The 12,857-nt window shown below is 59.6% G+C and carries 11 protein-coding genes; 6 read left to right on the top strand and 5 right to left on the bottom strand.

What is annotated here, in order from left to right; all coding sequences use genetic code 11:
* The first annotated feature begins 225 nt into the window (after nt 1-225).
* The 3 genes from hrpB to PIB16_RS10910 all read left to right on the top strand — a co-directional run bounded on the left by hrpB (nt 226) and on the right by PIB16_RS10910 (nt 4,710).
* Nucleotides 226-2,712, top strand: a complete 2,487-nt coding sequence (hrpB, locus tag PIB16_RS10920; RefSeq protein WP_271045612.1) for an ATP-dependent helicase HrpB — start codon at nt 226-228, stop codon at nt 2,710-2,712.
* 29 nt (nt 2,713-2,741) lie between these two features.
* A complete protein-coding gene (gene actS / locus PIB16_RS10915) occupies nt 2,742-4,049 on the top strand; it encodes a two-component system sensor histidine kinase ActS (protein ID WP_080857121.1) in 1,308 nt (435 codons plus the stop codon).
* Nucleotides 4,050-4,122: 73 nt separating this feature from the next.
* Nucleotides 4,123-4,710, top strand: a complete 588-nt coding sequence (locus tag PIB16_RS10910; RefSeq protein WP_065656794.1) for an ActR/PrrA/RegA family redox response regulator transcription factor — start codon at nt 4,123-4,125, stop codon at nt 4,708-4,710.
* 6 nt (nt 4,711-4,716) lie between these two features.
* Here the strand turns inward: PIB16_RS10910 and PIB16_RS10905 are convergent, their stop codons facing one another.
* Complete coding sequence (locus tag PIB16_RS10905) at nt 4,717-5,202, bottom strand: MmcB family DNA repair protein (protein WP_004444350.1); 486 nt, start codon at nt 5,200-5,202, stop codon at nt 4,717-4,719.
* A gap of 183 nt (nt 5,203-5,385) precedes the next feature.
* Here PIB16_RS10905 and PIB16_RS10900 point away from each other — a divergent pair, with 183 nt between their 5' ends.
* The gene (locus PIB16_RS10900; protein ID WP_003521204.1) at nt 5,386-6,099 is read left to right on the top strand and encodes a L,D-transpeptidase; all 714 of its coding nucleotides are present in this window, start codon (nt 5,386-5,388) and stop codon (nt 6,097-6,099) included.
* 78 nt (nt 6,100-6,177) lie between these two features.
* On the opposite strand, the gene PIB16_RS10895 is transcribed toward PIB16_RS10900, so the two are convergent.
* The 4 genes from PIB16_RS10895 to hslV form a co-directional block, all read right to left on the bottom strand.
* A complete protein-coding gene (locus tag PIB16_RS10895; protein ID WP_271045611.1) occupies nt 6,178-8,346 on the bottom strand; it encodes a malate synthase G in 2,169 nt (722 codons plus the stop codon).
* Nucleotides 8,347-8,465: 119 nt separating this feature from the next.
* Entirely contained in the window at nt 8,466-9,431 is a 966-nt protein-coding gene (locus PIB16_RS10890; protein ID WP_003521201.1) for a DUF1402 family protein, read from the bottom strand.
* A gap of 199 nt (nt 9,432-9,630) precedes the next feature.
* Complete coding sequence (gene hslU, locus PIB16_RS10885) at nt 9,631-10,938, bottom strand: ATP-dependent protease ATPase subunit HslU (protein WP_078052248.1); 1,308 nt, start codon at nt 10,936-10,938, stop codon at nt 9,631-9,633.
* Nucleotides 10,939-11,016: 78 nt separating this feature from the next.
* Complete coding sequence (gene hslV / locus PIB16_RS10880) at nt 11,017-11,541, bottom strand: ATP-dependent protease subunit HslV (RefSeq protein ID WP_003521197.1); 525 nt, start codon at nt 11,539-11,541, stop codon at nt 11,017-11,019.
* A gap of 201 nt (nt 11,542-11,742) precedes the next feature.
* On the opposite strand from hslV, the gene hisB reads away from it, so the two are divergent.
* Entirely contained in the window at nt 11,743-12,339 is a 597-nt protein-coding gene (gene hisB, locus PIB16_RS10875; protein ID WP_174036649.1) for an imidazoleglycerol-phosphate dehydratase HisB, read from the top strand.
* A gap of 22 nt (nt 12,340-12,361) precedes the next feature.
* Nucleotides 12,362-12,856 (top strand): DUF2628 domain-containing protein, encoded by a 495-nt coding sequence (locus PIB16_RS10870; RefSeq protein WP_174039771.1) that lies wholly within the window; start codon nt 12,362-12,364, stop codon nt 12,854-12,856.
* The last annotated feature ends 1 nt before the right edge of the window (nt 12,857 follow it).

Genomic DNA, 12,857 nt, shown 5'->3' with positions numbered 1-12,857 from the left:
GGAGGGGAGCGAAAACAAGCGGAAGAGACGGAATCTTCCGACATTTCGCCACACGCCCAATGCCTGCCCTCCGGTCCTGACTACAAATAGCGCGCAAGGAACCGTGACTTTAACGACGGAGCATTTGCCTGCTCCCTACATACGGCTGTCAAAGTGCGGAACCGTGCATTAGAAACGGCATATGAGACGCTTAAACACCACCCCAGATGCCGCAGGCCTGTTTGCATGACCAGAATGCCCGTTCCTATAAAGACCGAGTTGCCCGAACTTCCCGTCAGTGCCGTTCTCGGCGATATCGCCGAGGCTCTGGCCGGGGCGAAGCGCGCAGTTCTTTCGGCTCCACCGGGCGCGGGTAAAACGACGCTCGTGCCGCTTAATCTTTTGCAGCAGGACTGGCGGGGTGACGGCAAGATCATTCTTCTCGAACCACGCCGGCTTGCCGCCCGTGCCGCAGCCGGGCGCATGGCCGAACTGCTTCACGAGGATGTCGGGCAAACCGTCGGCTATCGCATGCGGCTCGACAATCGCGTCTCCTCGAAAACCCGGATAGAAGTGGTGACCGAAGGCGTGTTTGCCCGGATGGTTCTGGACGATCCTGAACTTGCCGGCGTTTCGACGGTGATTTTCGACGAGTTTCACGAACGTTCGCTCGACGGCGATTTCGGACTGGCGCTTGCACTCGATGTGCAGGGTGGGTTGCGCGACGATCTGCGTATCCTCGTCATGTCCGCCACTCTCGATGTCGAACGCATCAGCACGCTCATGGCAGGCGCGCCGGTCATTCAGAGCCTTGGGCGGACGTTTCCAATCGAGGTCCGTTATGAGGATCGTTGGCAGGGCGTGCCGATTGAAGAGAAAGTCACCAAGGCGATCACCGAAGCCCATGGGTCGGAAACCGGCTCCATCCTCGCCTTTCTACCGGGACAGGCGGAAATTATCCGAACGGCCACGCGGCTGGAGGGACGTTTTCCCGGCGATACGGATATCATCGCGCTTTACGGCAACCTTTCGCAGAAAGAGCAGGATGCAGCGATAAAGCCGGCGCCGGCCGGACGACGCAAGATCGTGCTCGCCACCTCGATTGCGGAGACCTCGATTACCATCGATGGCGTGCGTGTGGTGATCGACAGCGGATTGCAGCGACTACCTGTCTTCGAGCCGGCAACGGGAATCACTAGACTGGAGACGGTGCGGGTGTCGCGCGCTTCCGCCGACCAGCGGGCGGGTCGCGCCGGGCGGACAGAACCCGGTGTTGCGATCCGCCTGTGGCATCCGGGGCAGACGGCGGCGCTCAACGCCTTTACGCCACCGCAAATTCTGGCGAGCGATCTTGCCGGCCTTGCGCTCGATCTCGCCCATTGGGGCGTTCAGGATCCCTCTTCTCTTGCCTTTCTGGATATGCCCCCCGAAGCCGCACTTAAAGAATCGGTGATGCTTCTCAAAAATCTGGGCGCGCTCGACAAAGGCGGAGCGCTGACGCAGCGCGGTCATCTGATGCGCGGCCTTTCACTACCGCCACGGCTGGCGGCCATGGTGATTGCGGCGGCAAGCGAAGGCGCGGGAAAAAAGGCGGCGATGCTCGCCGTCATGCTGACGGAACAGGGGCTCGGCGGAAACGATATCGATCTCGATGAACGGCTGCGGCGCTTTCTCTCCGACAGGAGCGAAAGGGCGCAGGCAGCGCGCAAGCTGGCATCGAGGCTGTTCGACGCGATCAGCGACAAAACGGCGACAGCCGAGTTGCCCAGCGAGGCCGGTCCGTTGCTGCTGCATGCCTATCCGGACAGGATCGCACTCCAGCGCGGCGCGCGGGGACGTTATGTGATGGCCAACGGGCGTGGCGCAGAGCTTGCCGAGACAGAACGGCTGGCGGCGAGCAAAATGCTGGTGGTTGCCGATATTACGGGGCGAGCGGCGCAGCCGCGCATCCTTGCGGCGGCAGGCATAGAGAGGAGCGATGTCGAAGAGCGGATGCCGCATCTCATCGTTCAGCAGGACCAGTTGCTTTTCGACAAGGCGAGCGGCCAGGCGCGCGCGCGAAAGGTGACGCGGCTTGGCGCCATCATCCTCGATGAGACACCCCTGCCCCGTCCCGAGGGCGAACAGGCGGCACAGGCGCTCGCCAATGGCGTTCGGGAATTCGGCGTCGGCATTCTTCCTTTTTCGAAAGAGACGCTGCAGTTGCGCGACAGGATCGGCTTTCTGAACGCCAGTATCGGGGAGCCCTGGCCGGATGTCAGCGACGAGGCATTGCTCTCCAGACTGGACGAATGGTTCGTCCCCTTTCAGAACGGTGCGCGCAGCCTGCAGGACATCCGGCCGGGCAGCCTCTCCGAAGGGATCCTGTCTCTGGTGCCGCATGAGGTGGCGCGCGATCTCGCCAAGCTGGCGCCGACGCATTTCGAAGCGCCGACAGGCCAGCGGCATCCCATTCGTTACGACGCCAGCGAACCGACGCTTTCCATTCGCGTGCAGGAGCTTTTCGGGCTGAGAGCCCACCCGTCCATTGCACAGGGACGGTTGCCGCTGCTGCTGGAATTGACCTCCCCGGCGCACAGGCCGATACAGACGACACGCGATCTTCCCGGTTTTTGGTCGGGGTCCTGGAAGGATGTACGGGCAGATATGCGCGGGCGTTATCCACGCCATCCATGGCCGGAAGACCCGGCATCGGCCCTGCCGACCAGCCGTGCAAAACCGCGCGGGACGTGACGATCATGAACAGGGCAAAGGAGATGAAGGTGGCTGGCCATTCTATCGAAACCACGAGGCTCGGCCGCGCCAGCCGCAGGATAAGGCTGCAGACCATCGTCTGGCTGCGCTGGCTGGCGGTTGCGGGACAGACGGCAACGATCCTGCTTGTCGCTTTCGGGCTCAATTTCCCCCTGCCGCTTCTGGCCTGCGGCCTTCTGATCGCGGCACTCGCTCTTGCAAATCTGTTTCTTACCGCCCGTTTTCCCTCCACCTATCGTCTGGAGCCCTGGGAAGCGACATTGCTGCTGGCCTTCGACCTGCTGCAATTGACGGCGCTCATTTACATCACCGGCGGACTTTCCAATCCCTTCGCGCCGTTGATCTGCGTGCAGGTCATCATTGCCTTTGCCTCCCAGCCACTGCGACATTCGCTCATTCTCCTCGGCTTTGCCGTCATCTGCTCGACCGCGATCGCTTTTTCACCCTTTCCGGTTCCGTGGTATCCCGGCGAGGTTTTGCCGATCCAGCTTCTGCTGCATGTCGGCACCTGGGTCGCGATCATCGCCACGACCTCGTTTGCGGCCTTTTACGCCTATCGCGTTTCGCACGAGGCAAATCAGCTGGCGGATGCGCTGGCTGCAACCGAACTGGTGCTGGAGCGGGAAAAACATCTCTCGCAGCTGGATGGGCTTGCGGCGGCAGCGGCGCATGAGCTCGGTACGCCGCTCGCGACCATCAGTGTCGTCGCGAAGGAGATGGAGCGGGAACTCGGAAACGACGAAAAATTTGGCGAAGATATAGCCCTGCTGCGCAGCCAGAGCGAAAGATGCCGCGATATTCTGCGCCGCCTCACCTCGCTTTCCGCCGACAATGAGGAGCACATGCGCCGCCTGCCGCTCTCCTCGCTAATAGAGGAAGTGATGGCGCCGCACCGGGAATTCGGCATCCGCCTCGAACTCGTTGAAAAGAACAATCGCGCCGACGAGCCGGTCGGCATCCGCAATGCCGGCATCATCTACGGACTTGGCAACCTTATTGAAAACGGCGTGGATTACGCGCGGGAAAAGGTGACCGTGACGGTGGATTACGACCAGCAGAACGTCGCCGTCATCATTGAAGACGATGGGCCGGGTTATGCCCATGACGTGCTTGCCCGTATCGGCGAGCCCTATGTGACCGAACGTCACAATGACACACGGGCGGGCGGGCTCGGGCTCGGACTTTTCATCGCCAAGACCCTGCTGGAGCGCTCCGGCGCCACCGTCACCTTTGAAAATCGCGGCACGAGCGGAACCGGAGCGCGGGTCACAATCGTCTGGCCTCGGGCGCTTATGGACGATAAAAGAAGCCGTTGACTTTACCATCCACGTTGAAGCGGCGATAAGAAGAAGAAAACCAAGCCGACGAAGTTGCCGGAAGGCCGGAAACATGAAGACAGAAGACCAGAACAACTCCACCAGCGCGCCAACGGACGATGTCGACCCGATCGGACCCGACAGATCGCTGCTGATCGTCGATGATGACGGCCCGTTTCTGCGCCGGCTTGCCCGGGCAATGGAAACACGCGGCTTTACCGTCGACACCGCCGAGACGGTGAGCGACGGCATTGCCCGCTCCAGGGCTGCACCGCCGAAATACGCGGTTGTCGATCTGAGGCTTGCGGATGGCAACGGTCTGGAAGTGATCGAGGCCATCAGGCAGAACCGGGACGATACGCAGATCGTCGTTCTGACCGGCTACGGCAATATCGCAACCGCCGTTACTGCCGTGAAACTCGGGGCGCTGGATTATCTCGCCAAGCCCGCCGATGCGGACGATGTGTTCAATGCGCTGACGCAGCGCAAGGGCGAAAAGACCGAGGTCCCCGAAAACCCGATGTCGGCAGACCGGGTTCGGTGGGAGCATATTCAACGTGTCTATGAAATGTGCGAGCGCAACGTTTCGGAAACCGCCCGCCGGCTGAACATGCACCGGCGAACGCTGCAGCGCATTCTCGCCAAGCGCGCACCCAAATAACCGAAGTCATTCTCCGAAGCTGCGCCCGGTCGTCCATTCCGCCAGCATCAGCCGGGTCGCAGCGGTTCGCGAGAAATCCAGCATCACCGACTTGCGGGTCGCGGGCGGCAATTTATGCTCGGGCGCATCGCGCAGCATATGGGCGCCATATCCATCCGACAGGATCAGCCCGCATTCCTCCGGGAATATGTCGGTCGGCACTTCAGGATGGGTGGCGAAGAACAGCCGGTCGCAATGCAGGCGATACTCCGGCCATTTGCGATCGACACGGAAATCCTCGATGGAGGATTTGATTTCGATGATCCAGATCTCACCCTTGACCGACAGGCTGATGAGATCTGCCCGCCGCCCGCTGGCAAGCGGCAGTTCGGGCAGCACCGAATGGCGCATTTCGTGCAAAAGCACCTGAACGCCGCGGCGGACCAGCATCGCCTTGTCCGACTGGCGACCGTCTATTAACGGATTATTGTTGGTAACGGAAAGAATAGTCATGGATAAAGGCTGCTGAAGCGTTTGGCCTATTGTTGCAAAAAGGCAATCAACCGGCAATTTTAAATGCCCGACCGTTTCGCGGCGGCGCAACGGCTTGCCAAGAGCGGCTGAATGGAAAATAACCGATTTATCCAATTAAGCCTACTCTTTCGCACAATTTGGCGAATTTTCCGCGAGAACGACATGCGCATCCGTACCCCATTGACCGCACTCGGTCTGACGGCAGCACTGGCTCTGGCCGGCTGCGCCGAAACTACCTCCCAATCCTCCGCTCCGACCTCCGGCAAGATCGCAGCGTCCGTACCGGTTGCTGACCCCGTTCCGGCAAAGGTCGAAACCGTCCAGATATTCAACGATGTCTACGGTCCCGTGACCGATGCGGGCTATGCGCTGCCGGCCATTCCAATCAATCGTGTGAATGAGAAGTATCGCCGTCAGATCGTCGAATTCCAGACATCCGAACGCGCCGGCACCATCATCGTCAATACGCGTGAGCGTTACCTCTATTACATCCTGTCCGGCAACCGCGCGGTTCGTTACGGCATCGGCGTCGGCAAGGCAGGTTTCGCCTGGGCCGGTGAGGCCTATGTCGCCTGGAAGCAGGAATGGCCGATGTGGCATCCGCCGAAAGAAATGGCGGACCGTAAGCCGGAAGTCGCCAAATATGTCGAGGCTGGCATGGGTCCGGGTCTTACCAACCCGCTCGGCGCGCGCGCCATGTATCTCTTCAATGAAAAGGGACAGGACACGCTGTTCCGCATCCATGGTTCGCCCGAATGGGCCTCGATCGGCACCGCCGCCTCTTCCGGCTGCATCCGCATGATCAACCAGGACGTCATCGACCTTTACAGCCGCGTTCGTCCCGGCCGCAGCACCAAGGTCATCGTGATCCAGTAAAGATCACATACCAGACAAGAAAAAGCCGCCGTGGATTTCCCCCGGCGGCTTTTTTGTTTCTCAGGACTGCTGACGGCTTCAGGCCGCCTGCTTGGCCTTCAGTTCCAGACGACGGCGGTGCAGAACCGGCTCGGTGTAGCCGTTCGGCTGTTCGCGGCCCTTCAGCACCAGTTCGACAGCCGCCTGAAATGCGACCGATCCGTCGAAGTCGGATGCCATCGGCAGATAGGCCGGATCGCCGGCATTCTGCGCATCGACCACGGCGGCCATGCGCTTCATGGTTTCGACGATCTGGTCCTCTGTCGCCACGCCGTGGCGCAGCCAGTTCGCCATGTGTTGCGCGGAGATGCGAAGCGTGGCGCGGTCTTCCATCAGCCCGATATTGTTGATGTCAGGCACCTTCGAGCAGCCAACGCCCTGATCGACCCAGCGCACGACGTATCCGAGAATGCCCTGCGCGTTGTTGTCGAGTTCGCGCTGGATTTCTTCCGTCGTCCAATTGGGACGCGGCGCGACCGGCACCGACAGAATATCGGAAAGCTTCGCACGGCCGCGGCTTTTCAAACCTTCCTGAACAGCAGCGACATCGACCTTGTGATAATGCGTGGCATGCAGCGTCGCCGCCGTCGGCGATGGCACCCAGGCCGTATTGGCGCCGGCCTTCGGATGCGCGATCTTTTGCTCCAGCATTGCGGCCATCAGGTCCGGCATGGCCCACATGCCCTTGCCGATCTGCGCATGGCCGGAAAGGCCGCATTCGAGGCCGATGTCGACGTTCCAGTTCTCGTAAGCCGCGATCCATGCCGCCTGCTTCATGTCGCCCTTGCGGATCATCGGACCCGCCTCCATCGAGGTGTGGATTTCGTCGCCGGTGCGGTCGAGGAAGCCCGTATTGATGAAGACGACGCGATCCTTCGCAGCGCGAATGCTTTCCTTGAGGTTGACCGTGGTGCGGCGCTCCTCATCCATGATGCCCATTTTCATGGTGTTCGGCGCCATGCCGACGAGCTTTTCGACCCGGCTGAAGATTTCGTTGGCGAAGGCCACTTCCTCCGGCCCGTGCATCTTCGGCTTGACGACATACATGGAGCCGGCGCGGGAATTCTGACGCCGCCCGGACGGACCGACATCATAAAGGGCGATCAACGCCGTGACGACGGCATCCATGATGCCTTCAGGAACCTCCCGACCATCCCTGTCGAGGATCGCCGGATTGGTCATCAGATGACCGACATTTCGCACCAGCATCAGGGACCGACCCGGCAAGGTCAGCGCGGCACCATTGGGAGCCGTGTAATAGCGATCCGGGTTGAGGCTGCGTGTGAAGGTCTTGCCACCCTTGGATACTTCTTCGGTCAGGTCGCCGCGCATCAGGCCAAGCCAGTTGCCATAAACCAGCACCTTGTCTTCGGCGTCGACGGCGGCAACCGAATCTTCGCAATCCATGATGGTCGTGAGAGCGGATTCGAGAACGACATCGGAGATACCCGCCTTGTCGCCCTTGCCGATTTCGGTCGTGCGATCGATGATGATTTCGGTGTGCAGACCATTCTTGCCGAGCAGGATCGTTGCAGGCTTTGCCGCTTCGCCGCTGAAACCCTTGAACTGGGCTGCATCCTTGAGACCAGTCCTGGCGTCGCCGATAGCAAGCTGCAACAGGCCATCCTCGATCTTGAAACCGGTCACCTCGGACCAGCTTCCCGTTTCCAGCGGCGCGGATTCATCGAGGAAGTTTCGCGCCCAGGCAATGACCTTTTCACCGCGCTTCGGATTATACCCCCTGCCCTTCTCCGCACCATCGGCGTCAGAAATAGCATCCGTGCCGTAAAGCGCATCGTAAAGCGAACCCCAGCGGGCATTGGCCGCATTCAGCGCATAACGCGCATTCATGACCGGAACGACGAGCTGCGGGCCGGCAACGGCGGCGATTTCAGGGTCGACATTGCTGGTTTCCACCTGGAAGCCGGGACCTTCCGGCAGCAGATAGCCGATTTCCTTCAGAAAGCCCTCATAGGCGTCAAAATCCGCCGGCGCGCCATTCTGCCGATACCAGCCATCCAGCTTTTCCTGCAGAGCGTCACGCTTTGCCAGCAATTCGCGGTTCTTCGGAGAAAGCTCGTGAACAATGGTCGAAAAACCTTCGAAGAACGCCTCGCTATCCAGACCCGTGCCGGGCAGGACGTCGTCAGTCAAAAAGGCATAAAGCCTGTCATCGATGGAAAGACCGAATTTATTCGTGCGGCTCACATGCGCCTCCTCTATTCTGGAGGCACAGATTGGACGCGGAGACGGCCGCTCGTCAATTGCGGCAGACAGCCAAATATTATTTCCGTTTTGGAAACAATGCGGGCGATAGTCGCCTTTTTCTACAAAAGCGCCTGCAAATCCTTGATGCGATCATTCACCAGCCAGCCGTAATAATTTTCCTCCGGCAACAGGGGCTGCTCCCCGCCTGAGGCGCGCTGGCGGTTCTTCTGGGCAAGAGCGGCAGCACGCTGCTGCGATCCGCCGACATTATAAAGCGTAGAGGTCACACCCGGATTTTTCGAAATATCCATGTCGGCAATAGATTTATAGTCGTCGATAGACTTGCGGATGGACGCCGCCATGAAAGCGAGCGACCGGTCAGGGTCCATGATGGCGGTGTAGACGGCGGTGGCGTCGTTCTCATCCAGCTTCTCATAGCCCGAAGTTCTGGACACCATATCGGACAACATCAACGCCGTCAGCGGGTTGATCTGGCCGAGGCCGAAGGTCTGACCGGCATAGAAGGGCTGGAAAAACACGGCGCTGAAACGGTTGTTCGGGTAGGCGACACCATCGACCGTTTTGCCGCGGAAACTGTCTTCCCAGACATCTTCCCTACAGTTCCAGAGGCTGTATGAATCCCTCTTCGACTGGCATTTGGCAAATTGCGAATGGGTCAGGAACTGCGCAATGGTTTCGTCCTTGTAGCCGAAACGGAAGCTGTTGCCCGCGTAAGACGCCGCCTTGACGTAATAGGACTGCAGCCGGTCATAGGCGTCGACATTATAGGTATGTTCGCCGACGATCGCGCCGATCATATGGATCGGATCGATGCCGTAGCGCCCGGCCGTCGACTTGATCTTGGCGATCAGCGCCTTGTCGGAGGACAAAAGGTCGATGACCTTCTGGTATTTGCGCTCGAAAGAGGTGTTGGACGCCTTTGTTCTTTTAGCGGAAGCGCCGGGAACGCCGGGCTGTTCGGCATTGCGATTGCCTGGCGGAACGACCGTCGCGGCTTCGACGTAAGAAGACGCGGTGACGGTGAACGTCAAAGCAGCGGCAAATGCCAGAAGAGTTTTGCGCACGAGCGAATGCCTTTTCTCAAGCCTGCGATTTCCGCCAGCGAAAGATGCTGAGGAAACCGGATCATTCCACTAAAGCGGTTCCAACCGGAATGCAGCCCTTCCCATAAACAAAATGCGGGCTGAATGCGAGACAAGGCGGATAAAATAAAAGAGTGCGGCAAATATGGCCGCACTCTTCTTTCTCGTGTCCCTGAAATCTTCAGAGAATATAGCGGGACAAATCCGTATCGGCGGCGAGATCGCCGACATGTTTGCGAACATATTCCTGATCGATCTTGACGGCGGAGCCACCGCGATCCGGCGCATTGAAGGAAATCTCGTCCAGAACACGCTCCATCACCGTCTGCAGACGGCGCGCACCGATATTCTCGACCGACGAATTGAGATGAACAGCCACATCGGCCAGGGCATCGATTGCATCATCGGTGAAATCGAGGTCGAGTTCTTCCGTCGCCATCAGCGCCTTGTACTGGCGGATGAGGCTTGCTTCCGTCTCCGTCAGGATTCGGCGGAAATCCTCCTTGGTCAGCGGCTTCAGCTCCACACGGATCGGCAGACGGCCCTGAAGTTCGGGCAGGAGGTCCGACGGCTTTGCCACATGGAAAGCGCCCGATGCGATGAAGAGAACGTGGTCGGTTTTTACCGGCCCGTATTTCGTCGAAACCGTCGTGCCTTCGACAAGCGGAAGCAAATCGCGCTGCACGCCTTCGCGCGAGACGCCGGCGCCCATGCCGCCGTCACGGGCAGCGATCTTGTCGATTTCGTCAAGGAAGACGATGCCGTCATTTTCGACCGACTTCACCGCCTCGCGCTGGATCATTTCATTGTCGAGCAGCTTGTCGGATTCATCGCGGATCAGATCGGCATAGGATTTCGATACCGTCGTGCGCACCTTCTTGGTGCGGCCGCCCATGGCTTTGCCAAACATTTCCGACAGGTTGAGCACGCCGATATTGGCACCCGGCATGCCGGGAATTTCGAAACCGGGCATGCCCGATCCGCTATCCGCCACTTCGATATCGATTTCCTTGTCGTCCAGTTCGCCGTCGCGCAGCTTCTTGCGGAAGCTTTCACGCGTACCGGGCGATGCGGTTGCGCCAACCAGCGCATCGAGCACCCGCTCTTCGGCGCTTTGATGCGCCTTGGCCTGTACTTCGGCGCGCTTCTTTTCACGCACGAGGCCGATGCCGATCTCGACCAGATCGCGAATGATCTGTTCGACATCGCGGCCGACATAACCGACTTCGGTGAATTTCGTCGCCTCGACCTTGATGAAGGGTGCGCCGGCCAGCTTTGCGAGGCGGCGGGAAATCTCCGTCTTGCCGACACCGGTCGGCCCGATCATGAGAATGTTTTTCGGCATGACTTCGTCGCGCAGGCTCTCATCGAGCTGCTGGCGGCGCCAACGGTTGCGCAGCGCAATCGCCACCGCGCGTTTTGCATCATGCTGGCCGATGATGTGGCGGTCGAGTTCCGAGACGATTTCCCGGGGAGAAAAAGTGGTCATTCTATCCTCTCGGCTTTCCTGTTCCGGCCGGCCATTCCGGCCCGGCCCACAGGACCCTTGGGTGAGAAATTGGGTTTCTTATTCGGCGTCGAGCGTTTCGACGACGAGATTGTGGTTGGTATAAACGCAGATATCGGCGGCAATATCGAGCGACTGGCGCGCCACCTCTTCAGCCGATTTGTCCGTGTCCATCATGGCGCGGGCAGCCGCAAAGGCGTAATTGCCGCCGGAACCGATGGCGATCGCGCCGTGCTCAGGCTCCAGCACATCGCCATTGCCGGTGATGGCAAGCGTGGTGGATTTATCGGCCACCAGCATCATGGCTTCGAGATTGCGCAGATATTTATCTGTACGCCAGTCCTTCGCAAGCTCTACGGCGGCGCGCATGAGCTGGCCCGGATATTGCTCGAGTTTCTTTTCAAGACGGTCAAGCAACGTAAAAGCATCCGCCGTTGCACCGGCAAAACCGGCAATCACTTCACCCTTGCCGATGCGGCGAACCTTGCGGGCATTGCCCTTCATGACCGTCTGGCCAAGGCTTACCTGCCCGTCGCCAGCCATGACGACCTTGCCGCCCTTTCTGACTGTAATAATTGTTGTCATCAAACACCTGTCTGCCCTGCCGGGCCTGCGGTTAACGGGCCGGGATGCGGCCCTTCTCGGGTTCTATGTAAGTTTGCTTTTCCCGATTGCAATCTTCGAGGCGACGCACCGTTTTGAGCATGTCAGGCAAGACGATGGAACAACTGGATATTTGTGTCCCGTGCTGATAAGGAACGGCAACATTTTCACGGAGCGGCCAAAATGGCAGAACGTAAAGGCGAGATTATCCGCAAGACCAACGAAACCGCGGTTTCGGTGCGTGTGGATATCGACGGCACCGGCAAATCGAAAATTTCCACCGGCGTGGGATTTTTCGACCATATGCTGGACCAGCTGAGCCGCCATTCGCTGATCGACATGGAGATCGAGGTAGAGGGCGACCTGCATATCGACGACCACCACACCGTGGAAGATACCGGCATCGCCATTGGCCAGGCGATCGCGAAGGCGCTTGGCGACCGGCGGGGCATTACCCGTTATGCCTCGCTCGACCTTGCCATGGACGAGACGATGACCAAAGCCGCCGTCGATATTTCCGGCCGGCCGTTCCTCGTCTGGAACGTCAATTTTTCCGCGCCAAAGATCGGCACTTTCGACACGGAGCTGGTGCGCGAGTTCTTTCAGGCGCTCGCCCAGAATGCCGGCATCACGCTGCATATCCTGAACCATTACGGCGCCAACAACCATCATATCGCCGAAACATGCTTCAAGGCCGTTGCCCGCGTTCTTCGCACGGCAACCGAGATCGACCCCCGGCAGGCAGGCCGCGTTCCCTCGACAAAGGGCATGCTGGCCTGACGCCAAAGCTGTCAGGAAGCCCATGACAAGCTATCTCGTTCTGGAAGCCCCCAACGGGCCGGACAGGGACCACAAGACGACCCGCTTCATTGCCGACCGTTTCGTCTGGCTGGCTCTCATTGCGCCCTGGTTATGGCTTGCGATCAACCGGCTGTGGCTGGCGACGGCGGTTGTTGTGATCGCCCTCATTCTGGCCGGTCAGGTCTCGATATTAGCCGGATTTGAACCGGTTGGCATTCTCTGCGGTTTCGCCATCGGGCTCATCACGGCGCTGGAGGGACGCGATTTTCTCGTCCGGCACCTGATCCGCAAGGGCTGGACGCTGACATCCGTCGTTTCCGCCCCTGATCTTTCGAGCGCCGAAGACATATATTTCTCCGGTCTCTCCGAAAACACCGAGAGGGCGGAACAGCTGTCCCAGCCGGTCTGGACCCCTTCGCCGCAAAAGAGCGGCGACAAAAACTTCGTCAACGATCCCGCCGGATCGTTTCTTTTCGACTTGAATGGAAGGCGCTGAC

Source organism: Agrobacterium sp. ST15.13.015 (assembly GCF_027871645.1).
GTDB classification, from domain to species: Bacteria; Pseudomonadota; Alphaproteobacteria; order Rhizobiales; family Rhizobiaceae; genus Agrobacterium; species Agrobacterium leguminum.
The sequence above is the reverse complement of the archived record's forward strand: the minus strand, read 5'-3'. Positions and strand labels throughout refer to the sequence as shown.